Source organism: Streptomyces sp. ITFR-6 (assembly GCF_031844725.1).
In the GTDB taxonomy this organism is placed as follows: Bacteria; Actinomycetota; Actinomycetes; order Streptomycetales; family Streptomycetaceae; genus Streptomyces.
This window is the reverse complement of record NZ_CP134612.1, coordinates 5,490,227-5,513,607: the sequence shown is the minus strand read 5'-3', so window position 1 is coordinate 5,513,607 and position 23,381 is coordinate 5,490,227. Positions and strand designations below refer to the sequence as shown.

The following is a 23,381-nucleotide window of genomic DNA, read 5'->3' as shown; positions in this document are numbered from 1 at the left end:
TGCGGCCGCAGCGTAAAGCGGCACTTCAACCTTTGACCGTTATACACGATGGGCCTCGCCCGCCCCCAGGTCCGCTGCGCGGTCCTCGATCTCGTCGCGCGCCAGTACGTCCTCGTCCGGCCGTTCGTCGCGCTCGCGCGGACCCGCGTACGTCACGGCCAGCGCGACGGCCAGATTGGCGCCGAGCGCGATGATCCCGGCGTTCACACCCCACACCGGATCGTTCTTCGTGAAGACGAACCCGCACACCACTCCCACCCCGACGACCAGCCCGCTCATCGCCCCGAGCAGCGTCAGCCGCCGCCACATCAGCGCCAGCAACACCATGGGGAGCAGCTGTGCCATCCCCTCGTACGAGATCAGCGAGAGCCGTACGAGGGTGTTCGGCGCGGTGTACGTGAGCAGCAGGGCCAGGCTCCCCGCGATGACGACGACGGCCTGGGCCGCGCCCTTTTGCCGCTGCTTCCAGCGCGGTACGAGGGAGAGCACGCTGCGTCCCCACATCGTGCCGATGACCAGCATGAAGACGGCCATGGGCACGATCGACGACAGGGCGGCGGCGACGCCGATGACCCCGACGGACCAGGCCGGCAGCGAGTCCACGACGAGCTTGAAGAGGGCCAGGTTGGATTCGGCCCCGACCAGCCCCGGGACGACGAACAGGGCCGCCATGCCCAGCAGCATCGGCACGAACAGCAGCACGTTGTAGGCGGGCAGCCACATGGCGTTGCGCCGCAGCACGTCGGCGTTCTTGGCGCCGAGGTAGCCGGCGACGGTCGTCGGGAAGATCACGACGGTGAGCGAGTTGAGGAACGAGGTGGTGATGAACCAGGCCTGCCCCATCCCGCTGTCCCCGTGCCCGGGGAAGGTCAGCCACTCGCTCTTCTCGGTGACGAGCCGGTCGAGGAAGGGCCCGTACCCGTCGAAGTAGTGCATCGGCACGTAAACGGCGAGGAAGCCGAGCGTGACGATCACCATGACGTCCTTCAGCACGGACACCCACGCGCTGCCGCGCAGCCCGCTGACGACGACGAAGCCGGTGGTGACGGCGAAGGCGATGAAGTAGGCCCAGTTCAGGCTGATGGCGCCGTAGGAGATCGTCGAGACGACCACGCCCATGCCGGTGATCTGGAGCTGGATGTACGGAAGCAGGAAGACGGTCGCGAGGACGGCGGTGAGCGCCCCGAGCCAGGGCCGGCCGAAGCGGTGGGCCACCATGTCGGTGATCCCGACGAGTCCGTGCTCGCGCGCGTACGCCCAGAGCATCGGCCCGACGACGTAGCCGACGGCGTAACCGCAGGACATGTAAGCCACCACGTAGAGCACCGGGGCCCCGTAGTTGTAACCCCAGCCGGCGGCACCCAGGTAGCTGAAGCTGGTGTAGCCCTCACCGGCCATGAGCACCCAGATGAAGACGGTCCCGAGGCTGCGCCCGCCCACCGACCACTCGGCGAGCCCGCCGCGCTTCGCCCCGCGCCGCCCGCGCACGGCGAACAGTCCGAGGGCCACGGTGGCGACCATGAAGACCCCGAAGACGGAGGTCGCGACGGCGGCGTTCACCGGCGGTCCCCCCGCCGGGTCAGCCAGACGGCGACGGGGGTCAGCACGGTCGCCCCGAGCAGCCAGAAGAAGAGGAACGGCAGCCCGAGAACGACGGGACGGACCCGGTTCACGAACGGCAGCGCCCCCAGGTAGAGCACGTAGGGAACCAGCAACCACAGCAACTGCGGACGTCGTCTCAGCACGTCAGAGACCCTAGGGCCTGTCGGCCGGTGTCCCCTCTACCTCCCCCGCACATCCGTCAGCTTCCCCCACACCACCAGCCGGTAGCGGGAGGTGAACTCGGGCGTGCACGTCGTCAACGTCACATAGGACCCGGCCGCCCGGTACCCGACGTACGGCTTCACGTTGCTGCGCGGCACGGCGGCCACCACCCCGCCGTCCCCGGCGCCGGTCTGCGGGAGGGTCTTGTCGACGGTGTACGTGTAGACGGCGTCCCGGGTCTCCACGGTGACGCGGTCGCCCCGGCGCAGCCGGTTGATGTAGCGGAACGGTTCACCGTGGGTGTTGCGGTGGGCGGCGAGCGCGAAGTTCCCGGGGGCGCCGGGCTGCGCGGTGCCCGGGTAGTGGCCGACGTACCCCTTGTCGAGGACGCCGCTCCTGCTGATGCCCTGGGCGACGGGGGCGGTGAGCCCGATGCGCGGGATGCGGATGACGGCGTAGGCCTGGGACCGGCGGGGCGCGGCAGCGGTGGCCGGAGCCGCGCCGCCCGCCTCGGCCTTCCCCTCCCCCGTGGACACGGCGGGACTGTCTTCCGCGGGCTTCTCCGGCACCGCCGACGGCGAGGGCTCGGGCGACGGCTCCTCCCAGTCCCGCTGGAGGGCCTGCACGGTGTGCGCGGCGCCGGCGCGGGCCTGCCGGTTGGTCCACCACAGCTGATGGGCGACGAGCAGCAGCAGGACGACGCCGAGGGTCACCACCACCTCGGCGCTCGTCCACAGCCCGCGCACAGCGGCCCGCCGCCCCCGCGAGTTCCGCTGCACCACCACAGGTATCCGCTTGACCACGGCCCGCACGATAGGGCCAGGCCCCGTAACTCTCCAGAGCCCGAACAACTCTCCGCCCCGCGGCTCTACCGCAGTACGGTGTGGTTCATGCGCCCCGACACGCCTGCCGATCACATCACCGAAGCCGAGCGCCTGCTGCGCACCGCGGCACGGTACCCGGAGGACCACGAGCCGCTGCTCCTCCAGGCCGCTGCCCATCTGGAGCTCGCCGGAGAGCGCGCCCGCGCCACGGCGCTCTACGACGAACTGCTCAGCGCTCCCGGCACCGAGCACCCGCACCTGGTCAAGGCGCTCAACGCCGCCAACCTGTGGGAGTACGGCCACGAGGCCGAGGCCCGCGCGATCATCGACGGTATCCGCGCGGCGGGCCCGCTGGAGGCGGCTCCCTGGGAGATCGCGGCGGAGACCCTGGAGGCCCACGACGAGCTGGAGTCGGCCCACGACTACTTCTCCACGGCCCTCACCCTGCTCATCGCGCCGGGCGAGGAAGTCCCGTACGCCACCCAGTCGTTGCTGACCGGCCGGCACCGGGTCCGCCGGCTGATGGGCGTCCGGCACGACGCCTGGGACGAGCTGGCCGACACCCTGCACACGGCGGCCGTCCCACTGGACGAGCTCCACGACCCGAAGCGCCTGTGGGCCCTGGGCTCCTCCGACCCGGGCGAGCTGCGCGCCGAGATCACCCGCCTGCGCGCCGAGCTCGGCACCTACCGCACCGCGCTCTCCCGCCCCTTCCCGGTGGCGGTGCTGCACTGGCCGCAGGCCGAACTGGACGAGCTCCTCACCGCGTACCCGAGCCTCGGCAGCGAGTACGCCTCCCACCCGGACCACCTGGCCCGCCTGGAATCGGCCCTGCGCGACCTCCACGCGACGGGCACCCCGAACCTCGGCATCGTGACGGGCACGGTCCCTTCGTACGAGGCGTTCGCCGCCTCGGAGGCCGCCTCCCCCGCCGACCCGGATCTGCTCCCCCAGTACGCCACCACCCTGGCGGCCCGGGGCCGCGCGGTCCCGTGGCCCCCGGCGAGGAGCGCGGCCTGCTGGTGCGGCACGGGCCGGTCGTACCGCGACTGCCACGGGGGCGCGCTGTAGGAGGCGGGCCCCGGAGGCAGCAGCACGATCGCGTCGATATCCGGATGCCGCGGCGCGCACCGACTGGGTACGGTCCGGCCATGCCCGAACTCCAGCGGCTGCGCGCCGACCACGCCCCGGCCCTCCTCGCGTTCGAGCGGGCCAACCGCGCGTTCTTCGCGGCGACGGTGCCGGACCGCGGCGACGGCTATTTCACCGGCTTCGCCGCCCGCCACGAGGCCCTCCTCACCGAGCAGGCGGCCGGCAGCTGCCACTTCCACCTCCTGGTGGCCGAGGACAGCGGCGAGGTACTGGGCCGCTTCAACCTGGCGGACGGCGCCGCGGACCTGGGCTTCCGCCTGGCGGAGAGCGCGACGGGCCGCGGCCTGGCCACGGCGGCGGTACACCAGATCTTCGAGCTGAGCGCGACGACGTACGCCCTGACCTCACTCCGCGCGTCGGCCGCCCTCACGAACACGGCCTCCCGCGCGGTACTGACCCGGACGGGCTTCGTCCCGACGGGCGAGGAGGTACCGCTGAGCGGGAAGCGGGGCCTGGCGTACCTACGGGAACTGTCAACTACCAAGCGTTAACAGCGAGTTGACGCGACGGACACGGATGACGCAGGTATCGACCGAACAGCCTTACCGGACCTGCTGATCCACCGAAATCGCCGCAGCGTTGCCGTAAGAATGGGGCAATGGCATCACCTGAGGCGATGACGACACCCGACTACGTCCACGGGTACTCCGACCGCGAGGCGGCCCGGCTCGGCGACCAGGCGGACACCCTGGCGGCGCTCCTGCACGCGGGCACGGCCTATCCCCCCGGCAGCCGGGTGCTGGAGATCGGCTGCGGGGTCGGCGCCCAGACGGTCCACCTGGCCCAGGCCGCCCCGGAGGCCCGGATCACCGCGGTCGACCACTCCGCCGAATCCCTCTCACAGGCCCGCGCCCGGGTCGCGGACCACGCACCGGGGGCGGACGTGGAGTGGCACCACGCCGACCTGTTCGACCTCCCCTTCGCCCCCGCGGAGTTCGACCACGTCTTCGTCTGCTTCGTCCTGGAACACCTGCCGGACCCCGACCGCGCCCTGGCCGTACTACGTCGCGTACTACGCCCCGAAGGCACCATCACCGTGGTCGAGGGTGACCACGGCTCCGCACTCTTCCACCCCGCCAGCGCCCTGGCCCGAGCAGTGATCGACTGCCAGGTCCAACTCCAGTCGGCCGCCGGCGGAGACGCCCTGATCGGCCGGCGATTACACCCGCTGCTGGCTCGCGCCGGATACGACGACATCATGGTCCGCCCCCGCACGGTGTACGCCGACCAGACCCGCCCCACCCTGGTCGACGGCTTCACCCGCAACACGTTCATCGCCATGATCGAAGCGGTCCGGGACGAGGCCCTGGCCGCCAACCTCATGACCGAGCCCGACTGGGACCAGGGCATCACGGACCTGCACCGCACGGCCCTGACCCACGGGACCTTCCACTACACGTTCTTCAAGGCGGTCGCGGTGAACCGGTCGGGCGCGGATGCCGGTGTTGCCCGGGGCCATCAGTGAACGACGGATCCGCGCGCTTTACTTTCTATCTTTGCAATATCATCACATCCAGAATATTCGTCTCCAGGGCCGCACCTCCCCCACACAGGTCTCAGCTCTGCGTGCGGGAGGACCCTTCATGCCGCCCTATCAGCACTCTGCCGACTGGCAGTTCGAGGTACCGACCACCGGGACCAAGCGGCTCCCGCCCGGTATCTCGAATCACTGACCCATCAGGGGTACTGCTTCGAGGCGGCCATAGCCAACCTGGTCGACAACTCCATCGACGACGCCCTGGGCACAGCTATGACGGTCGGCGGCCGCGAAGGGTACGACGAGTCCGCCCTCGGCCACTTCGGTTCCGGCCTCAAGGCCGCATCCCTCTCGCACGCCGATTCGCTGACGGTGATCAGTCGCACCAAGCGCAGCCCGTCCACAGGCCGTCGCTGGCGGACATCACGCGCCCAAGTAGATTTCACCTGCGACATCGTGGACCCCGGCTACTGCCAGGAACTCGTCGACCGATACGACGGTCTCATCGAATGGCAAGGCAAGATCTCCCACTGGGAGACCCACCTCGGCCTCTGCCTCCACCGATTCCTCGCCCGCGAGGACTTCAGCATAGACATCGTCGTGGAGGACGTGCGGACAACGGAGGAGCTGGACCACGGGGGCGTCGAACCGATCGACCCGTTCGGCTACCGGGTGCCCGGCCGAGCAGGCTTCCCCCGTACCTGCAAGGCACCGGTCGAGGGCGTCGGCGGTGTCGCCCTCACCGCACATATCTGGTCTCCGAAGTCACCCCTGGTGAGCTACCGCGGGATCGGTCCGCTCGCAGAACGCCAAGGCTTCTACATCTACCGGAACAACCGGCTCGTCCAGGCGGGCGGCTGGAACAGCACCCGCAGCCCGGAAGGCCACCTCGCCCTCGCACGGATCGCCCTGGGGATGCCGCAGGCCTCGTGTCCGGCAGCAGTATCGATCCGGCCAAGGTCGTGCTGGCAGCAGCATTCATCCCGGCGACCAGCGCGACAGGGAATCGGTACCCTACGTTCGCTTCCGGGCAGTCGACTCGTCCCGCCTCGGTGAAGCCACTATTGAAGTGCAGTGACGAAAATTCTGGAGTGACCTTGGTGCCTGAGCCCGCAGACTGGACGCCGCCAGACGGCTCGTGGGCCTCGTCTGCGGCGCGCAGAAGGAACATGCAGGCCATTCGCAGCCGCGACACACAGCCGGAGAGGCTCATTCGCCGGCTCGTGCACGCGAACGGCCTTCGCTACCGTGTCGCAGCCAGACCATTGCCAGACCTTCGCCGGACGGCAGACCTGGTCTTCCGTCCGGCGAAGGTGGCTGTGTTCGTCGACGGCTGCTACTGGCATGGCTGCCCTGAGCACTACGTCGCGCCCAAGACCAACCCGGGCTACTGGTCAGACAAAGTGGCACGGAACATGGCACGGGACCGCGATACCGACAAACGTCTCACTGAGGCTGGCTGGCTGGTCCTGCGGTTCTGGGAGCACCAGAGTTCAGACGCGTGCGCGGCTACGATCGTCAGCACGGTCCGCGAGCGCAGGCCCGGCTTGGCCGGGTAGCACTTCTGCGGGTCCAGGCTTGCGCCTGTCACGTTCGCGGGCAGCGAGCAGCACGTCCGCGATCGCCTTGCCCACTGCGGCTGCGACGGGCGGCGGAAACGCGTTTCCGACCTGTCGGTACTGCGCGGTCTTGCCGCCAGAGAATTTCCAGTTGTCCGGGAACCCCTGGATAATTGCGGCTTGCTCTACGGTGAGCATGGGACCGGATTCCCTGAAGAGATCCCTATCCTGGCTTTTCTTCCGCACACCTACTTCATGAGAGTTGGCAACGCCGACCCCTGAAACACCCAGAAGACTCCAGGCGGCTTTAGCGCGGCTCGGCCCTAGGTCGGCTCCTCCATGTTTCTTGGAACCACCGACGAGGGTGGGAGCAATACCGAAGTCTTTTCTGTTCTCAGCCTTCTTCGCTTCCGTCTTCCACTTACCGAGACACTCCCTCGCCAAGCGCGCTACGTCGCCACCCATTTTCAGATATGGGTCATACCTGAGCTCCATGGACTCTTCTAGCGCACGAAAAACGCTCTTGGGGCTCCCCGTGGCAGTGGGCCACACAAACTTAAGATCACCTAGTACATCCTTGCGGATGGCCACCAGGACGGCCCTGGGCCGCAACTGGGGCACACCAAAATCACTGGCCTCCAGCACTTCCCACTCGCAGACTTCGTAGCCAAGCCCCTTGAAGTCTTCCTCAATGCCAGTCGCAGGATGCTTGGCCCACCCCCCCTGGAGACGAGCCTCAATATATTTGCGATATTCTTCAAATTTTACATCTTTAATGCCGCGGACATTTTCAATCATCACCGCTTCTGGACGGAGTTCGTCGGCGAGTTCCAGAATACGAGGAAACAGATCGCGCTCGTCATCCTTTCCCAGCTGCTTTCCAGCGTGCGAGAAAGGGGGGCACGGAACGCCGCCAGCAAGAAGACTGAGATCGCGCCTCGAAAGAGGCTTCCCCAGATACTTTTGCGCCTTCTTCACGTGTGATTCCTGATCCGGGCTCTCCGGAATGGCACGGAAGTCATTCACGTCACCTGCGATTACGTCGCAGTATTCCCGCTCCCAGCTCCAAGCATCCAGGCTTTTGATGTTCTCCCGGAGGGTCTTGGCGGCATGCGGGTCAATCTCCACGAGCGCCAGATGCTTAAAGCCAGCCTCATGGAGACCGATGGCCTGTCCTCCGGCCCCCGCGCAGATCTCGATTGAGGTCAGCACGTCATCGCTGGGACCCATCAGATCCTCCTGGTGCGCCTGGAGGCCCATCGGCATTGGCTCCTCTTCGTACGGTTCATTGACAAAAAGACAAGTTTGGCATCCCGGCGGGTTCTCGCCCGCGCCCACTCCGCCAGGCCTGGCGCCCAGATCCCCGCTGACGTCCGTCCCAGAGGGTTCACTCCGCCCGGAGGCCTCAGCAGAGCCTACCCGCACCCCGCTCACCGTTGGCTGGATTCGATAGCTGATGGCCGACAGAGTGACGACTTGCCGCACGTCGACAACAGACGGCAGCGCCACGCCTCAAGTCTGGGCGGGGCGCTGCCTCGGCGAACTCGGCGGCGACGTTTCAGGCCCAGTCGTTAACGCCCTCGTCGTGGCTCAGGCGGAAATCAGTTGTGACGGCTGAAGGGCCCAGACCGGAGAGCCTGGCAGCAGATGGTCAGCCAGCACCCGCCATGTCCTCGTAGCCAGCCCCTGCGTGATGGCGTGAACCGGGACCTCAAGCCGGGCCGACTCCCATCGCCCGCACTTCGCCCGGTCCTGCGGAACCGCTGAACCAAGCCAGTCCCGGTCGACTGTGGCGACACACAGCGCGTTCCCGTCACCGCCGACGAGAACAGCGGCCAGGCACCATTCCGCGTCGGTCGTCATCACCTCGTACTCCTGGCGCGTGAAGTGGATCACCAGGCGGGTCGGGTCAGTGGTCGACTTGACCTCGATGTGCGCCCGCTCAGCCCCGGACCGGACAGCCTCTATGTCGTAACCGTATGCATCAGACTCAGCTGCCACATGTCTGACGTTCGGCACACCTCCGTCACGCAACAGCTGGAGCAGAGCCTGCTCGCCGGCCGCCCCGATAGCTCTCTTCGCCTCTTCAGCCGCATGGCTCCACCGCACCAGGGGGGCCGTCGCGGCTAAGACGCTGTTGTCTTTCCGAGTCTGACGACTGTGTTTTCGCTGGTCAGGGGTAGGGGCGGCGTCGGTGTGGGAGTGATGGGGTGTCGTTTCGTCGCTCTCGTGGAGGCCGTGGATGCCGTCGGTTGTCGGACTGCTGGAACAGCACGAGCTTGCCGCTCGTCGTCGTGTGGACGGGCTGCGTGAGGCAGCGGACCGCATCCAGGCCGAGCTCGCGGTGGCCGAGCAGGAGTGGTCGGAGTGGACGATCGCCCGCGAGCGTGTCGGTGCGGTGCTGTCCGCGCCGGGCGGTGACTCAGCCGGCGTGGGCGCCATTGACGTGCCGGAGGGTGTTGTGACGGGAACCGAGGTGGAGGCGTCTGCACCTCTGGTGGTGAAGGCGAGGTCGCAGGTTCCGATGTGGCGCGAGGGGCTGGCCGGGACGGCACTGTCGGTGGACTACCAGCGCATCCTGGCCGCGATCGAGGATCGGGGCCGTCTCGGTCAAGGGCCGCTGACCTGTCAGGAGATGGCCACTGCGTTCGGCCTGGACGTGGTGCCTGCCAAGGTGGAGGGGCTGCGGTCGAAGGCGAAACGCCTGGTCGCGCGGGGCTGGCTGGCCGAGTCGGCACCGGGCCGGTTCACCCTCGCGCGGAGCGTGAGCGGGCCAGGCGGCGGGTCATGATCATGGTCATCGACCAGTAGATCATCGCCTCGGCGCTGCTAATGGATCGTTCGAAGTCACGCACCAGACGGCGGCTTCGCATCAGGTGGGCGAAGAGCCGCTCGACGATCCACCGCTTGGGCAGCACCACGAAGCCGCGCATGTCGTCGCTCCGCTTGACGATCGCCAGGACCAGCGCGAGCGCGGCCAGGCAGTGCTTGACGAGGCTGCCGGTGTAGCCGCCGTCGGCCCAGACGAGTTCCAGCCGGTGGTGAGCGTCGGTCACCCGCTCAAGCAGCACCTTCGCGGCGGCGCGGTCGCCGATGTCCGCCGCGGTGACCATCACGCCCAGCAGCAGGCCGAGGGTGTCGACCACCACGTGCCGTTTGCGGCCGTTGATCAGCTTGCCGCCGTCGAAGCCGCGGCTGTCGGCGCCGACGACGGCGTCCGCCTTGACGGACTGCGAGTCGATCACGCCGGCCGTCGGTTCCGCATCTCGCCCCGACTCCTCGCGGACCCGGCCGCGCAGCCGGTCGTGGAACTCTCTGACCAGCGCGTGGTCGCGCCAGCGGCGGAAGAACGCATAGACCCGGTCCCACGGCGGGAAGTCGGCCGGCATGGCCCGCCACTTGATCCCGTTGTCGACCAGATAGCGGATCGCGTCCAGCATCGCCCGGTGGCAGTACGCCTCCGGCTGCCCGCCCCGACCTCGCAGCCAGCCCGGCACCGGCAGCAGCGGCCGGACCACGGCCCACTCCGCGTCCGTCATGTCCGAGGGATACCGCCGAACACGCTCCGGATGGTCGGCCGCATTCCCGAACCGGTGAGCGACACAATCACACGACAGAGCAGCCGAGTTGAACTCCACCGGCGCGAGCACGTACAACTGCGGCAACAGGGTCTCCTGGATCTCGGTTGGCTTCGCAACCCCGAGCTACCAAGAGGCCCTGCCTTCATGCCCGCAGCCGGCCACGGTCACCCGATCGAGACTCCCGTTCGACGCCCACCCCGCACGATCGGAACGACAACAGCTACTAACGCGGGATCCCTCACTTCGCTGTCGCTGATCTCCACCACGGGGCGTCCCGCCATCGTCACCATGCCCATCCGTCTGAGCCAGGCGAGGCCCTCGGCATACTGGGCTGGAGTGAGATCGGAGTACCGCGGGTGGTGCGTAAAGAGCACACGCACCCGGGGCACTCCGGCCACCCGCAGCTCAGTCAGCCAGCGACGCGCCGCGCGGCGCGTCGCCTCAGTGGGCAGCGACCGCATCGACATGGTCCAGCAGTGCGCGGACGTCAGCCATGTCCATTCCGGCGGCGCCGGACGGCTCGTCCTCCAGGTCCGCCAGCTGCTGCACGGAAGGGTCATCCAGGATCCGCCCCATGAATTCGAGCTTCTCCTCAAGTCGCATAGCCACGACTTCGTCAATGGTGCCCTCGACCGCCAGCACGGTGACGCGGGTCTGGATATCGGGGGCGAGACCGAGCCGGTGAATACGGTCCAGACTCTGAAGGAAACGCCCTGCCATAAAGTCACGGTCGACATATACGGCGTCATGGCAGACATGATGCAGGCTGATGCCTTCACCAAGGGTAGCGGGGTTGGACAGGAGCACGTGACAGTCGGGATCCTCACGGAAGCGCCTGATCTGCTCCTCCCTGTCAGGTGTGCCACCGTGCACGACGGCGGGCTGATACGCGGCGAACAGACTCTCCATTGTGGTGATACTCCGCACAAAGGTCGTCCAGACCAGAGTTTTCCGGCCCATCACGGCGTTCGTCGCCACGATGTTGAGGGCTTCCTTGTACTTCGGGGAGAGCTCGTGGGCCGGCAGGTTCCTCATCAATGAGTACAGCGATTCACCCTGCGGGACTTCAAGCGGTGGCACTTGATAAGTCAGCGGTTCGTAGCGACTCTCTCCTTCGATGAGAAGTGCGGGACTGGTGGCTGCCATAAGGAGTCGGAGCATCGCCTTGCCAAGAGCGTCAAAGTCGTCACGGGATGCCTCAGCCCTTGACGTAAAGCGTCCCACGAGGGCGTCGTACACTTCTCGGTGCAGCTCTGGCATTTGCAGACGCCGGATACGTGTCTCAAATGGCGGCAACCCCAGTTCCTTCTTCGTGGTCCTCGTAAACAACGGGCGCAGCACCGAGCTCGCATGCGCCAGGTCCCCTCCGGAGACGGCCTCGGTAACCACCCTCCGCCCGTGCCCCGGCCAGACAAAGGACAGCAGGTTCTCCAGATCCCGGGCTCCGTTCGGAGCCGGAGTGCCAGTGAGGATCAAACGTCGGCGGGTGAGCGGCCCCAGTGCCATACACGCACTGCCGTACGTGCCCTGCGCTCCAAGCTTCATACGGTGCGCTTCATCAAGGATGATCATGGAAGGAGCACCGCGCAGCCATGACGCCAGAGACGCCAGCGACCTGTCGAGCCGTTCATAGTTGACGATCAGGATTTCAGCTCCGAGATCAGGGGTCTTGCCCATGACAACAGTGACCGGCGGCTCCTTGAAGCAGAGCTCGCTCTCCGTAAGCCACGCCTCGTATGCGGATTTCGGACTGACGACCAGCAGTCGGCGCACATCTTCGCGTTCGCGCATGGCCGCGTACACCGCCAGGCCCACGCGAGTCTTTCCAGCACCAGGAACACTGAAATTGGCGCCGTGCTGCAGTGCCAGCAACCGTGCGACGTCACGCCGCTGAAACTCGGTGAGGTCAGCGCGCCAGGTCGGCCCCAGTGCCGCGTCGACGACACTGTCGTCCCACACCTCGGCCTGGCGTGGAGAAAGAAGCTGCTGCTCAGCCTGGTCGGCGTCGTCAAGAACACTCCCGACCAGGGTGCTCAGCTCATCTGCCCAGACAACGGACTCGGGGTGTGGCCAGTCCGCAAGGACATCAATGCCCACCAGGAAGTCATCGAGGGACAGTTCCAGGGTCAGGCGGCTCCGCAGCCCGCCGCCCGGAAACCTGGCCGCGATCCGGGTGAGATCGCTGCGGTACTGCTCACCAGCGCGTAGCACGGCCTTGGTCCGCGTCACGTCGAAGCCGATGTGCAGGGACGATTCCTCAGGCATCACCGTCACGGTCGCTCCTTCCGCACGGCATCGCGCAGCCACTCAACGCCTTCTCCAGGCACTTCAATGGTCTGAGCGGTCGCCTGGGCAAGTTTCTGCAGTGTGGCCCTCAGCTTGAGAACAGCCTCATCCAGGGCTTCTTCGTCCAGGGTCCGGGAAGCGTTCGCCAGGACCATGTCGGTGATGCACTGGTCGATGTCCTGGCAGGCATCGTTGAGACGGTCAGGGGCGGCCTGCTTCCGCTTACGCACGCGAGCGTCTTTGCCCGCCGGTTCGAGGGCGTCTTCCACAGCCTTATGCGCTGCCTCGAAAACGGACGCGGCCTGCTCCCACTCAGCCGAAGGGACCTTCTCCTTCGCCCGGACGGCGGCCTTCGCGCGGAGGACCGAGTCAGTGAATGCGCGGGCTTCGGACACCTGGGGCGCGGCAGCCTTGACCGCTCGGTTGATCCCGGGGATCACCCGTCCGGGGGCGGCTACGGGGGCGGCTTTCAGCTCGTCCGGCAGACGGTGCTCCAAATACCGGGTGCGGAAGTCGGCCTCGATGAGACGGACGTCGGTCTTGGAGAAATTCATCACGATCGCCGCGAGACGGTTCTCCTTAAGCAGCTCGGCCTTCTGAAGATCAGCCTTCGACTCCTTTCCGTAGGCGCGGTGTACCTCGCGAAGCCTCTCCTGAGCGTCCTCGAAGTCCAGCAGGCGGAGCTGCACGTCTCCTGTCGACGACCTCTCACTGAGGTCTCGGAGGCACGAGAGAACCCAGAGGTCCTGCTCTGCCGTCGACTCTCTGATGCGGAAGTCCCGTGCGACTTCCTTCAGCGGCCGGCCCGCCTCCACCTGCTCATCAATCGTGAGCAGCCTGTTGATGTACGAGTACGGCCGACGGGTGTCATGGCGTAGCTGGAGTGAGAGTTCGACCCTGTTGATGTCCGCCCAGGTGCAGGACTCGGGGAGGACAGCCACCCGGATGTCCTCGACACTCAGCTCGCGCAGTGCGGCCGCCCTGGTATTGCCATTAACCAGGATGCCTTCGCGGGTAATAAGCCCTGGCTCGTTCTGCCTGAAATCGTTAAGACTCTGCTTCAGCGCGTCAAAGTCCTTGTCCCTCTTCGACGGGTCAGAAGGTTCGGCCTGGAGGAGGTACTGGAGGTAGTCCTGGCTCTCGTCGCTCCACGGGTCGTCGTCGAGCCGCTGATCGAGCTGCGGATCGAAGCTACGCTGGGCACGGATCCGGTGCGTCCCCGGGTTGTAGTAGAGCGTTGCCACTTGCATATCGATGACCTGTACAACCTGTGGCTTTCCGCGCCACTCAATCGTCAGAGTTTCCTGAAGCCCCGAGCCAATAGCTGCTTCCTTCAGACGCCGCTCAACGACATCCTTGTTCTTAGCCGCGTACGGCGGCAGGCCGAAGTTCCCATCGTTCTTCATCACTGCTGTTCTCCTCTGACTAGCGAAAGACTCGTCTCAGTTCACGGGTGGGGCCGCTGCCGGCAGCGGCCCCACCCGGCCGTGGGGACAGGTTTCAGACGGGGGGCAGCCCGAGGACTGCCCGGACCTCTTCCCGTGCCTCCGCCGGCAGCGTACGGAAGTCAGCCCAGAGCCGTTCCACAGCACTGAACTCGCGTTCGTCGGCAGCGACCCAGTCCGTGAGAGTCTGCAGCTGCAGCCCGCCAAGCTTCGAAACGCCTTCCAGCACGGCGCCCAGGTCCGCTTCCAGGCTGCGCCCGCCCACCCTGCAGCGGTTGCACTCCGCGATGTGCTGCACGGACGTGGTGCCGTTGGGCAGCTTCACCTTCCGCCTGGCGATATCGATCTGAGCGGTCTCGTACGAGTCGGCGTAGACCTGCCCGGGGGTGATCCCACAGGACCGGCAGCGGTTGCCATCAGCGGTCAGGACCTTCCGCCGCTGGGTGTCCGTGATCGAAGAGGAGCTGTCCTTGGTCGCCTTTCCAGGCTCCCAGACGGGCTGCCCCTGCGCGACGAACCGCTGCTCGTGCTGGCCCAGGAGGGCGTCCTCCCGGTGAGTCGCGATCTTCCAGCCGTAGTCACGCAGGTCACGCACGCGCCGGTCAGCCTGGCTGATACCGGGGAAGGCGTTCTTGACGTCCTCCTTAGTGAAGATGTTGTCCTCTCCTACAACAGCCACCAGCCACAGCGCGGCCCGCTTCATGGTGCCCAGATTCTCGTCCTGCCACGACGGCATAGTCATTCACAACCCCCAGGTATGTCAGGTACACGGCAGTTCCAGCATCAGCCGCTGGCACTCCTTGCGGACAACGCCACTCTCCCCGCTTGACGGCCCATCACGCCAGGTCCCGCAAGGTTTCGAGGCGTTATGGAAAATGTTCACGCTCTCCCGAAAACTAGCCGTAACTGTCCGCGTCCTACACAATTGGCGTTCACCGCTGCACCATCAGACGAACGGAAGTCGTGCGTGACGCCCAGGCCCAGGACTTGGAAAGAGCTGCCGTCTGCCACCACCGCTGCCCATCGGGCGCTGGTATCAGCGATGCGTGAGGTCCGGGAATGCAGTCATCGGACGCAGGCTGACATCGCGAAGGACGCGAACCAGGAGCCGACAACCCTCTCAAACCACCTGAATGCTGGCCGTATCCCGGAGGAAACGCTCCTGCGGGACTTCTACGTGGTCATCGAGAAGGACGCTGCAGGCAATGGCAACGGCCCTCTGCCACACACCCTGGAGAGGCTTCTCGCGCTACGCATCGACGCCAAGAAGAAGCACTGCGAGTGCTGTTCAGTCGGCTACCCGCCCACACCCGATAAGGCTGGCCAGCCACAGCCGGCTTCCCCCACCACTGCCAACCGTGAGCTGCTGCGGGCGCGGCGGCTGCGGCGACGTACCCGACGGCGCGAAATTTCGGTGTCTGAGGAAGACATCAGGGTGCCGGTCCCCCGGGAAGAGGGGGACCGGCACCCTGCACACGCGGCGGAACTCACCTGGACGGAGACCGCGGTGGTGGCCCGGTACCTCGCCAACGGCCAGAAACGTGACGCTGGCGTCATGCTCTGGCAGGCAGGCGCTTCCTACTCAGCCGAGAAAATCGTCCAGGCCGTAGCCTCGTGCCGCTCCGCTGGGCTGCGAGATGCCGCCGAGGCGATACTGATCAACGTTGCCGACCGGACTGACAGGCAAGCGGTCCTGACCATCGTGGCAGCCCTCAATGACGCCGGCCGGCATGAAGACGTCGCGTTCACACTGGCCGCCGCGGCACAGAAGGGAAACCGAGACAGCCGAGGCTGAGGTCAGAGCCACGGGCCTGCTTGAGCCTCAGAGGCCCGTCGAGCCCCAGACGTGGCGCGGGATGTCTGTGCGCCCTGGCCGGCAACAACTCCGGCTTCCTGTCTCCGTTGTGCTCAGCATCTGGGCCGGTGTGAACTCCAGTCGGCCGATATCGGGAAGGGAGGCAGGCCTCGGGAGCCGTCGCTCGCCCCCTCCCTCCCCGGCGGATCAAGTGGTCTTCGGCCGGTCGAACCACATAGTCGCCACCGACGGCACCAGGCCCGCCCAGAAGAGGACGAGTGGGATCGTGCGGTCCGTCCAGGGGATCTGGGTGATCAGCAGCGCGCAGAGCATGGCCCATGCCGCCTGGGCCAGGACGACGCGGGACCAGGGCATGCGGTGGATGAGGGAGCGGAGGTTGACCCGGATGCCGGCGCGGAGGCGGCGGTAGCGGAGCAGGGCGCCGAGGGCCCAGATGGCCGACATCGGGACGAGGTCCCACAGGCGCTGGCCGAGGACCAGGGGGAGCTCTCGCTGGGTATCCCCGTCCGTGGCGAAGAGGTCGATGCCCGTGGCGGCGAGGGCCAGGCAGAGGAGGGCCGGCCAGCGGAGGCCGCGTAGGAGGCGGTAGGAGGCGGCGTCCAGTCCGCGCTGCATGGGGACGGAGTCCGGGGTGGTGGACAGTGCGTCGGCGTACAGGATGGCGGCTTCCGTCGCCTTGACGCCGGGGGCGGTCGCCGCGGCCTTCGTCCGGCGGGCCAGGGCCTGTTCGTGTTGTGGGTCCAGGCGGAAAATGGCCTCGTCCAGACGGGCGGCGGCGCTCCGGTCGGCGGACATCTCGGCGATGAGCCGGGCCACCTCGTAGGCGTACACCTGCTCGGGGGCCAGTCGGATGGCCTCGTGGGCCAGGGCGTCGGCCTCACGCTGGCCGGCCTCCATGTCCTCGCGCCGGACCTGGCCGCCGTTGGCCTGGCCGGAGCTGATCATCCTGATGCGCCACAGCCGGTCGGCGAGCCGCGCGTAGGTGAACCAGTAGTCGGGCGCCAGCCGGATCGCCTCGCGCAGTACGCCCTCGGTCTCCGGGAAGCGGCTGTTCACCCGCAGGGCGCGCGCGTGCATGAGGAGCGCCCCGATGTCCTCCGCGTCGAGGGCCAGGGCCCGTTCGGTGGCCTCCAGCGCCTTCGGGCGGTCCTCCTTGTCGCTCGGGTCGATCTGCCCGAGGTGGCTCCGGGCGAGTTCGACCCAGGCCCGGATGTCGTCGGGGTCCTCCGCGAGCCGCTGGGCCAGCAGTTCCCTGGCCTCCTCGTACCGCTTGAGGTCGTTGAGGAGGTCGGCCCGCTCCACCGCGGGGTGCAGGGTCGTGGTCACAGCTTGCGCCTCTTCTTCAGGTACGTCACCAGGTCGTCGTACATGCCGCCTTCGTTGGCGAACATCGCCACGTTGCGCGCGGAGGAGAACCACGGTTCGGCCGACGGTACGACTTCCTTCTCGGCGGCCAGCAGGTCCTTCATGTTGATCATCCGTACGTTTCCGGAGCGCGCCGAATCCAGCAGTGCCCGTTCGGCCGCCGCCTCGCAGACATGGGCCAGGTCCGCGCCGGACAGCCCCTCGGTGGTCTTGGCCAGCTTGCCCACGTCGACGTTCTCGATGGGCCGGTCGCGGAGGTGGTAGCGGAGGATGGCTTCCCGGGCGGGTCCGTCGGGCGGGAGGACGAGGATCGTCCTGTCGAGGCGGCCGGGGCGGCGCAGGGCGTTGTCCACGTCCCAGGGCACGTTGGTGGCGGCCAGGACGAAGACGCCCTCGTTCGCCGCGGAGTCGATGCCGTCCAACTCGCTGAGCAGCTGGTTGACCACATTGCGCATGCCGCTGTGCCCGGTGCGGCCGCGCTTGGCGCCGAGGGCGTCCAGCTCGTCCAGGAAGACCACGCAGGACGCCTGCCGGCGGGCGGTCTCGAAGACCTCGTGCATGTTGCGTTCCGAGTTGCCGATCCACATGTCCAGCACGTCGTTCACGGACACCGACAGGAACGCGGCGCCGAGTTCGCCGGCCACCGCCCGCGCGATGAACGTCTTGCCGCAGCCGGGCGGCCCGTACAGCAACAGCCCGCCGCGGAGGCTCTTCCCGTACAGCTTGCGCAGCTCGGGGTTGCGCAGCGGGGCGAGGAAGGCGGCGTCCAGGCGGTCCTTCACCTCCTGCATGCCGCCGACGTCGGCCAGCCGTACGGTGCCGGGGCCCTCGACGTCCCAGGCGTCGGCGCCCGCGGAGTCGTCCTGTCCGTCCGCGCGGACCGGCGCCTCGGTGAACCGGGGCGGCACCGCGTCCCCGACCTGGTCCTCCGCGGCCTTCCAGTCGACCCGGTCCGCGTACGCGGGGGTTGGGACGCGGGCTGGGGCTGGGACGCGGACGGGGCCGGCGCGCCCATCGCCCTGGCCATCAGGTCCCTGGCCTGGGCGTCGCCCGGCGCGTGTTGCAGAGCCACGGCCGCCTCTGCGACGGCCTCGTCGGACCGGTCCGCCTCCAGCAGGAGCTGGGCCAGGTGGAGCCGGAGGGGCACATCGGCGGGCGCGGCGGCGACCGCTGTCCGCAGGCTCTGTATGAGAGGGGAGTCGTCCGACATGATCCACAGCCTAGCGGCGCCGTACGACACACGCCGGGGTCCTGGGCATGGAGTGCGCGATGCGGGTGCCGTCGGCTGCTCGCGCCACACCCCGGGCGGTCAGAGGGGGGCCTCGGCGCCCTCGCGCGGCCCTGCCGGCGCGGTGTCGGGCGCGCGGCCGGCCGGTGGCACCACGAGCCGGTCGTCCGGCACAGCGGCCGGGCGGTCCGCTGCCGCGCGGCGACGTGCCACGAAACCGGTCGCGATGAGCGCGAGGGCTACGGTCCCGGAGAGCGCGGGCCAGTACACGTACCGGTAGTTGGACTCGGGCGCCGTGGGCAGGTACGCGAGGATGTACAGGAGCGAACTCGCCCCGAGGAGCCGGAGTTCCCGGGAGTAGGGACCCGCCCAGCGGCGGCGCAGCACGAGCACCAGCGAGACGGCCAGCCAGAACCAGCCCTGGAAGAGCATCGGCAGATCGCGGGTGAAGCCGCTCACGTAGTTCCGCAGAGCGAACCTCAGCGTGTCGTTCAGTGGTTGCTTCCGCACCAGGGGGTGCAGTCGGGCGCCGGCATTGGCACGGGTGCCGTTCCAGAAGGTCTGGTTGCTCTGGAAGAGCAGTTTGGTGAAGACCCGGCCCCGGTACTCGGCGTAGCCCTTCCAGTGGCGCGGCATCTGCTGCGCCCACATCCGGACGATGGCATCGGCGTGCCGGTCCAGGTAGGTGACGTCGAACGGCTTGGTGTGCGGGAAGCACTGCAGGTACGCGTCCGAGGCGATGTTCCGTTTCCGGCAGTTCACCGCGGTGGCGACCAGGCGGTCCCGCAGGTCCGGCCCCGTGTGCGCCTGTTCCGCCGCCGACCGCATCTGGTCCGGGGTCAGTACGTGCGCGAGGTCGTCCACCGGGATCACCGCGTACACGCGGGTGGCCAGCGGGGTGGTGGCCGCGGACACACCGGCCCCGCAGGCGATCACGACAGCGGCGAATACACCGGTGGCGGCCAGCCAGCGGCGCCGGCCGGGGGCGGGCCACGCGGCGAGCGCAAGGAGGGCGAAGACCGGGATCACGGCCGGGACACCGTTCTTGCGTACGAGGGCGGCGTACGCAAGGAACAGCAGGCCCGCGACCAGAAGGGCCCAGCGGCTCACGACCCGTTCGCGCGGCAGCTCACGCACGGTGAGCGCGATCGCGAACACGGCGAGGAGCGCGTACGCCAGGTGCACGTCCTTCCACACCACTCCCGTGAAGTTCATGATGTGCGGCGCGAAGCCCACGGCCAGCACCGCGAGGGAGAGCGCCCGGCTGCCAGAGCTCCTCCACACCAGCCGGGCGAGGACCCACAACGTCCCCCACAGCACCGCGGCCTGCAGCGCGGCCATGGCCGAGAAGTCCCCCGTGATCCGGATGAGGACGCGCCACAGGAGCGCCATCACCGGGGGGTGCCAGTCGTTCACCGGCTCGTCCCCCAGCGCCTGCCACAGCTGGGTGTTGCTGTCCGCACTGAGGTACCCGGGGTGAAAGACGGTTGCCACGGCGTAGCCGCAGACCGCCGCGACGGCCGCCAGGCACCACGGCCACAGTGTGCCGTCCCTCCAGGCTCCGCGCAGTGCTGTGGTCCACCGGTCGACGGTTCCGGACATGTGGGCGGAGCCCTCCCAGCCGAGGATGACGGGCCGCGCTGCCGCTCGACCACGTTCCAGGGGCGAACAGCGTCCCGAGAAGGAACAGCTGGCGCACAACGTGGCGGAAATCTATGTGTATTGGACCTCAAAGGACAAACCGGAACGATAATTCGTCTGCGGACCGGCCGACGCTCCCGATCTACTGATTGGGGCTCGGACTTCGGGGCCGGAGGGGTCTCTGTGACGGACGGCGGATGCGTGTTCCGCTCGCTCGTGCGCGGCCGGACGGATGCCGACGTGGTCCACGAGGACGAGTCGGTGCTCGCCTTCATGGATCTCCAGCCCGTGAACCCGGGCCACCTGCTGGTTGTCTGCCGGGCCCGGTGTGCTCGGCGCCTGGTGCCGAGCCCGGTGTGAACCCGCCCCCCCAAGCCCAGGAGGCCCCCGTATGTCCTGGTCCGAGCGCACGGTGACGCGGGACGGTGTCCGGCTGGTCTGCCGGGACCGGGGCGGGCCGGGGCAGCCCGTCATCCTGCTGCACGGGCTGGCGGGCCACGCCGGAGAATGGGACGCCGTGACCCGGTCCCTGAGCCCCGGACTGCGGATCGTCGCGGTCGATCAACGCGGGCACGGCGCCGCCGAACGCCGCCCGCAGGATGTCTCCCGCGCCGCCTATGTCTCGGACGTCGTCGCCGTGGCCATGGCCACCCGCAGCCGCACGGTCGCCCGCGTCTCGATGCCCGTACCGCAGACCTCGCCGTCGCCCATCGCGGCGTGCGCGTCGCCCGCCGAGAGCAGCGCTCCCGGCACCGCGACGGGCAGGATGAGCCGGGCGCCGGGGCCGATGTGGCGGATGTCCATGTCGCCGCCCCAGCGGCGGGGCGGGATGACCGAGTGCGGTCCGGGCTCCGGCGGGGCGACGCCGATCGTCCCGATCATCGGCACCACCGGGATCCGCAGTCCGGGCAGCAGTTCGGCATGGCCGTCGGTGATCGTCGAGATGCGCAGGTACGGGTCGGGGAAGTCGTCGGTGAGCAGCCCGAACCCGGGCAGGCAGGCCGTCCAGCCCCACTCCCCCACCTGTACGTCGAGGATGTCGACGACCAGCGCGTCGCCGGGCTCGGCCCCGGCCACGTACAGGGGGCCGGTGACGGGGTTGAGGGTGCCGAAGTCGAGCTCGGAAAGGTCTGCGGGGGTCGATCCGGCGGCCAGCTGGCCGCCGCTCGCGTCCTGGAACTCCAGGACCGCCTCTTCGCCGGGGGGCGAGTGTGGCGACGGGCTTGACCGTCCGGTCCCAGGCGTGGTGCACCTGTCCGCGGTGGATGCTGAAGCCACTCATGAACGGCGGGGCCTCCAGGTCGGGTTCGGTGCGATGCGTGCGGTGGCCGGCGGGGGCTGCCGTCCGCACGGCACCGCCGATCCCGGCGTGGCCGTGCGGGTTGCACAACACAGCCGGTCCGATGCGGTCCGTCCCTCCGCGTGACCCACATGGCCGAAGGCAGGCCCATGAGGCGGTTCCCGTTCGGGTGAGCACGTCCCGCGTGCGAGTGAATCCGCGGTCCGGCGGGGCCGCTGCCGGGCCAGACTCCGGCCGGAACGATCTTGCTTCGTTGCGGTCCGGTCCCGGTCGAACCGTGCGACGGGCCGCACGTCGAACCCCACAAGGAGTGCCTCCACCATGCGACTTCGTAGCACTGCGGCCGCCGCCCTCGGCGCGCTCGCGCTCATCGTCAGCCTTCCCGGCGCCGCGAACGCGGCTGCGGCCGAGGGCCAGTTCGCGTACACATACACGACCACGTCGGGGCACCGGCAGGCGGTCGTGCTGCTCGACCCGCCCAGCCGGGAGTGCGTCACCCTGCCGGGAGTGGCCGACCGGAACACCTCGGACCCCGCCGACACGCCCTGGAACAACACCGGTGCGACCGCCACGGTCTTCACCGGCCCGGACTGCGACGGCGCCTACTACACCCTGCGGCCCGACGGCGGCCACGCCTCCAGCCGGCTCAAGCTCCGGTCGGTCGTCTTCAGCTGATCCGGCTCCGGGGCCGGGCGGAACGAGGCGGGGCGGCAGGGAGGAGCAAGCTGGGGCGGCCGATATTCGCGGGCGGGTATCCGGCCGCGCCGGTAGCTTGCGGGGATGCCTTCCCCACCCCGCCTCGTCACGGTCACGTCCGACAACGTCGAGGATGCCTGCGCCCTGCGGGTCCGCCCCGACCAGGACGGACTCGTGAAGCCGGTCGCCTGGTCCCTGGCCCAGGCGTACGCCTCGCCCGAGACCGCGTGGCCCCGGCTGATCGTCGACGACGAGCGGATCGTCGGCTTCGTGATGGCCTTCCTCGACGTGCGTTTCCACCCCGGCGAGCCGGACGACCGGCCGCGCTCCGGGCTCTGGCGGCTGGACATCGCCGCCGGACAGCAGACCCGGGGCTACGGACGGTTCGCGGTGGAGGCCGTCAACGACGAGCTGCGCCGGCGCGGGCAGACACGTACGACCGTTTCGTACGTGCCCGGCGAGCACGGACCCGAGAGGTTCTACCGGAAGCTCGGATTCCGGGCGACCGGTGAGCTCAGCGGCGACCAGGTGGTGGCCGAGCTGGAGCTGACGGACGGGTCCGCGCGGATACGGATACCGGCGCGGAGTAGCCGTCAGGTCGAGTGCGGGCGGCCGGGGTTGTCGGCCAGCAGGGGGAACAGTCTGGTGACCGCCGCCACGGCCACGGCGTCCGCGGGGCGAGCCTCCGGGTGGTCCTCGCGCTCGCGGTAGACAGCCAGCAATTCACGTACCGATGAAGCGAGTTCGGCCATCTCCGCCGGGGTGAGACGGACGACGGCACTGAACGATTCGTCCTGCCGCCACTCGGCCGGCGACCGGTCGCGGTGGCTCAGCCAGTGCTGGTAGCTCTCGTCCTCCAGCCCACGTGCGAGCGCGTCGAACTCAGCCGTCCCCTCCTGCCCCGGCTCACGGGAGGTCTCCCAGCGCAGCCGCCACGGCCGCACCCGGCCGCCCTCGTGCGGGGCCTCCTCGATGACGCCGTGCGCGGCGAGTTGGCGCAGGTGGAAGGAACAGAGCCCGGAGCTGTGGCCCAGGCGGGCGGCGGCCTCGGTGGACGTCACCGTGCCGGCCTCCGCGAGCAGGTCGAGCAGGGCTACCCGGACGGGGTGGTCCGGGAGCGGTTTGCGGGCCCCGTACGGCAGCGGCCCCGTGGACCCGGCTTGACGCTTTTCATCGCTCATTTTGCAAAGGGTGCTACTTTGCAAAGCGTTCGGTCAAACCGGCCGCCCCCGGCCGCCCAGGCCGTC

Annotated in this window: 22 protein-coding genes and 3 pseudogenes; 11 read left to right on the top strand and 14 right to left on the bottom strand. The window is 68.4% G+C overall.

What is annotated here, in order from left to right; translation table 11 throughout:
• Positions 1-39: 39 nt before the first annotated feature.
• The 3 genes from RLT59_RS25235 to RLT59_RS25225 all read right to left on the bottom strand — a co-directional run bounded on the left by RLT59_RS25235 (position 40) and on the right by RLT59_RS25225 (position 2,567).
• On the bottom strand, positions 40-1,560 hold the full coding sequence (locus tag RLT59_RS25235) for a sodium:solute symporter family protein (protein ID WP_311305512.1): 1,521 nt from the start codon (positions 1,558-1,560) through the stop codon (positions 40-42).
• Entirely contained in the window at positions 1,557-1,715 is a 159-nt protein-coding gene (locus RLT59_RS25230) for a DUF3311 domain-containing protein (protein WP_078617706.1), read from the bottom strand. The genes RLT59_RS25235 and RLT59_RS25230 overlap by 4 nt, the downstream gene beginning before the upstream one ends.
• 66 nt (positions 1,716-1,781) lie before the next feature.
• Complete coding sequence (locus tag RLT59_RS25225) at positions 1,782-2,567, bottom strand: class E sortase (RefSeq protein WP_311305511.1); 786 nt, start codon at positions 2,565-2,567, stop codon at positions 1,782-1,784.
• Positions 2,568-2,654: 87 nt separating this feature from the next.
• On the opposite strand from RLT59_RS25225, the gene RLT59_RS25220 reads away from it, so the two are divergent.
• The 5 genes and pseudogenes from RLT59_RS25220 to RLT59_RS25200 all read left to right on the top strand — a co-directional run bounded on the left by RLT59_RS25220 (position 2,655) and on the right by RLT59_RS25200 (position 6,776).
• Positions 2,655-3,659, top strand: a complete 1,005-nt coding sequence (locus RLT59_RS25220) for an SEC-C metal-binding domain-containing protein (RefSeq protein WP_311305510.1) — start codon at positions 2,655-2,657, stop codon at positions 3,657-3,659.
• A gap of 80 nt (positions 3,660-3,739) precedes the next feature.
• Positions 3,740-4,231 (top strand): GNAT family N-acetyltransferase, encoded by a 492-nt coding sequence (locus RLT59_RS25215; RefSeq protein WP_311305509.1) that lies wholly within the window; start codon positions 3,740-3,742, stop codon positions 4,229-4,231.
• A gap of 107 nt (positions 4,232-4,338) precedes the next feature.
• Positions 4,339-5,205: a methyltransferase domain-containing protein gene (locus tag RLT59_RS25210; protein ID WP_311305508.1), complete on the top strand. Its 867-nt coding sequence runs from the start codon at positions 4,339-4,341 to the stop codon at positions 5,203-5,205.
• 118 nt (positions 5,206-5,323) lie between these two features.
• A pseudogene (locus RLT59_RS25205) lies at positions 5,324-6,138 on the top strand (ATP-binding protein); the annotation flags it as partial.
• Between the two features lie 179 nt (positions 6,139-6,317).
• Complete coding sequence (locus tag RLT59_RS25200; protein ID WP_311307848.1) at positions 6,318-6,776, top strand: very short patch repair endonuclease; 459 nt, start codon at positions 6,318-6,320, stop codon at positions 6,774-6,776.
• Here the strand turns inward: RLT59_RS25200 and RLT59_RS25195 are convergent.
• A complete protein-coding gene (locus RLT59_RS25195; protein WP_399126961.1) occupies positions 6,711-8,006 on the bottom strand; it encodes a DNA cytosine methyltransferase in 1,296 nt (431 codons plus the stop codon). The genes RLT59_RS25200 and RLT59_RS25195 overlap by 66 nt on opposite strands.
• 360 nt (positions 8,007-8,366) lie before the next feature.
• Entirely contained in the window at positions 8,367-8,885 is a 519-nt protein-coding gene (locus RLT59_RS25190; RefSeq protein ID WP_311305506.1) for a protein NO VEIN domain-containing protein, read from the bottom strand.
• Positions 8,886-9,018: 133 nt separating this feature from the next.
• Between RLT59_RS25190 and RLT59_RS25185 the strand changes: the two genes are divergently transcribed.
• Positions 9,019-9,567 carry a hypothetical protein gene (locus RLT59_RS25185; protein WP_311304797.1) on the top strand — a complete coding sequence of 183 codons (549 nt, stop codon included), beginning with the start codon at positions 9,019-9,021 and terminating at the stop codon, positions 9,565-9,567.
• Here the strand turns inward: RLT59_RS25185 and RLT59_RS25180 are convergent.
• The 4 genes from RLT59_RS25180 to RLT59_RS25165 all read right to left on the bottom strand — a co-directional run bounded on the left by RLT59_RS25180 (position 9,524) and on the right by RLT59_RS25165 (position 14,830).
• Positions 9,524-10,315 (bottom strand): IS5 family transposase, encoded by a 792-nt coding sequence (locus tag RLT59_RS25180; protein WP_311304303.1) that lies wholly within the window; start codon positions 10,313-10,315, stop codon positions 9,524-9,526. The two genes, RLT59_RS25185 and RLT59_RS25180, sit on opposite strands and share 44 nt — an antisense overlap.
• Before the next feature lie 483 nt (positions 10,316-10,798).
• Positions 10,799-12,622, bottom strand: a complete 1,824-nt coding sequence (locus tag RLT59_RS25175) for a DEAD/DEAH box helicase (RefSeq protein ID WP_311307847.1) — start codon at positions 12,620-12,622, stop codon at positions 10,799-10,801.
• 5 nt (positions 12,623-12,627) lie between these two features.
• A complete protein-coding gene (locus RLT59_RS25170) occupies positions 12,628-14,049 on the bottom strand; it encodes a ParB N-terminal domain-containing protein (RefSeq protein WP_311307846.1) in 1,422 nt (473 codons plus the stop codon).
• A gap of 94 nt (positions 14,050-14,143) precedes the next feature.
• On the bottom strand, positions 14,144-14,830 hold the full coding sequence (locus RLT59_RS25165) for a KpnI family restriction enzyme N-terminal domain-containing protein (RefSeq protein WP_311305505.1): 687 nt from the start codon (positions 14,828-14,830) through the stop codon (positions 14,144-14,146).
• A 225-nt stretch (positions 14,831-15,055) separates the two neighbouring features.
• On the opposite strand from RLT59_RS25165, the gene RLT59_RS25160 reads away from it, so the two are divergent.
• A complete protein-coding gene (locus tag RLT59_RS25160) occupies positions 15,056-15,883 on the top strand; it encodes a hypothetical protein (RefSeq protein ID WP_311305504.1) in 828 nt (275 codons plus the stop codon).
• Positions 15,884-16,090: 207 nt separating this feature from the next.
• Here RLT59_RS25160 and RLT59_RS25155 read toward each other — a convergent pair whose 3' ends face one another.
• The 3 genes and pseudogenes from RLT59_RS25155 to RLT59_RS25145 all read right to left on the bottom strand — a co-directional run bounded on the left by RLT59_RS25155 (position 16,091) and on the right by RLT59_RS25145 (position 20,099).
• Positions 16,091-17,230 (bottom strand): tetratricopeptide repeat protein, encoded by a 1,140-nt coding sequence (locus RLT59_RS25155; RefSeq protein WP_311305503.1) that lies wholly within the window; start codon positions 17,228-17,230, stop codon positions 16,091-16,093.
• Positions 17,227-18,479 (bottom strand): annotated as a pseudogene (locus RLT59_RS25150) (ATP-binding protein). Before RLT59_RS25150 ends, RLT59_RS25155 begins: the two are co-directional and overlap by 4 nt.
• Positions 18,480-18,578: 99 nt before the next feature.
• Positions 18,579-20,099, bottom strand: coding sequence for a hypothetical protein (locus RLT59_RS25145; RefSeq protein WP_311305502.1), 1,521 nt, complete (start codon positions 20,097-20,099; stop codon positions 18,579-18,581).
• 222 nt (positions 20,100-20,321) lie between these two features.
• Between RLT59_RS25145 and RLT59_RS25140 the strand changes: the two genes are divergently transcribed.
• Positions 20,322-20,498 carry an HIT family protein gene (locus RLT59_RS25140; RefSeq protein WP_311305501.1) on the top strand — a complete coding sequence of 59 codons (177 nt, stop codon included), beginning with the start codon at positions 20,322-20,324 and terminating at the stop codon, positions 20,496-20,498.
• Positions 20,499-20,529: 31 nt separating this feature from the next.
• Positions 20,530-20,778 (top strand): annotated as a pseudogene (locus RLT59_RS25135) (alpha/beta fold hydrolase); the annotation flags it as partial.
• Here RLT59_RS25135 and RLT59_RS25130 read toward each other — a convergent pair.
• The gene (locus tag RLT59_RS25130; protein WP_311305500.1) at positions 20,754-21,416 is read right to left on the bottom strand and encodes an acetamidase/formamidase family protein; all 663 of its coding nucleotides are present in this window, start codon (positions 21,414-21,416) and stop codon (positions 20,754-20,756) included. The pseudogene RLT59_RS25135 and the gene RLT59_RS25130 overlap by 25 nt on opposite strands.
• A gap of 343 nt (positions 21,417-21,759) precedes the next feature.
• Between RLT59_RS25130 and RLT59_RS25125 the strand changes: the two genes are divergently transcribed.
• Together RLT59_RS25125 and RLT59_RS25120 are read left to right on the top strand one after the other, a co-directional pair.
• Complete coding sequence (locus RLT59_RS25125) at positions 21,760-22,113, top strand: hypothetical protein (protein ID WP_311305499.1); 354 nt, start codon at positions 21,760-21,762, stop codon at positions 22,111-22,113.
• 105 nt (positions 22,114-22,218) lie between these two features.
• Complete coding sequence (locus RLT59_RS25120) at positions 22,219-22,845, top strand: GNAT family N-acetyltransferase (RefSeq protein ID WP_399126052.1); 627 nt, start codon at positions 22,219-22,221, stop codon at positions 22,843-22,845.
• Here the strand turns inward: RLT59_RS25120 and RLT59_RS25115 are convergent.
• Positions 22,728-23,315, bottom strand: a complete 588-nt coding sequence (locus RLT59_RS25115) for a winged helix-turn-helix domain-containing protein (RefSeq protein ID WP_311305498.1) — start codon at positions 23,313-23,315, stop codon at positions 22,728-22,730. The genes RLT59_RS25120 and RLT59_RS25115 overlap by 118 nt on opposite strands.
• Positions 23,316-23,381 lie beyond the last annotated feature (66 nt).

Coding starts and splice junctions, on each gene's coding strand:
- RLT59_RS25220 (WP_311305510.1), top strand. CDS start 2,655: ATGCGCCCCGACACGCCTGCCGATCACATCACCGAAGCCGAGCGCCTG.
- RLT59_RS25215 (WP_311305509.1), top strand. CDS start 3,740: ATGCCCGAACTCCAGCGGCTGCGCGCCGACCACGCCCCGGCCCTCCTC.
- RLT59_RS25210 (WP_311305508.1), top strand. CDS start 4,339: ATGGCATCACCTGAGGCGATGACGACACCCGACTACGTCCACGGGTAC.
- RLT59_RS25195 (WP_399126961.1), bottom strand. CDS start 8,006: ATGGGTCCCAGCGATGACGTGCTGACCTCAATCGAGATCTGCGCGGGG.
- RLT59_RS25185 (WP_311304797.1), top strand. CDS start 9,019: ATGCCGTCGGTTGTCGGACTGCTGGAACAGCACGAGCTTGCCGCTCGT.
- RLT59_RS25180 (WP_311304303.1), bottom strand. CDS start 10,315: ATGACGGACGCGGAGTGGGCCGTGGTCCGGCCGCTGCTGCCGGTGCCG.
- RLT59_RS25175 (WP_311307847.1), bottom strand. CDS start 12,622: ATGCCTGAGGAATCGTCCCTGCACATCGGCTTCGACGTGACGCGGACC.
- RLT59_RS25170 (WP_311307846.1), bottom strand. CDS start 14,049: ATGAAGAACGATGGGAACTTCGGCCTGCCGCCGTACGCGGCTAAGAAC.
- RLT59_RS25165 (WP_311305505.1), bottom strand. CDS start 14,830: ATGACTATGCCGTCGTGGCAGGACGAGAATCTGGGCACCATGAAGCGG.
- RLT59_RS25145 (WP_311305502.1), bottom strand. CDS start 20,099: ATGTCCGGAACCGTCGACCGGTGGACCACAGCACTGCGCGGAGCCTGG.
- RLT59_RS25125 (WP_311305499.1), top strand. CDS start 21,760: ATGCGACTTCGTAGCACTGCGGCCGCCGCCCTCGGCGCGCTCGCGCTC.
- RLT59_RS25120 (WP_399126052.1), top strand. CDS start 22,219: ATGCCTTCCCCACCCCGCCTCGTCACGGTCACGTCCGACAACGTCGAG.
- RLT59_RS25115 (WP_311305498.1), bottom strand. CDS start 23,315: ATGAGCGATGAAAAGCGTCAAGCCGGGTCCACGGGGCCGCTGCCGTAC.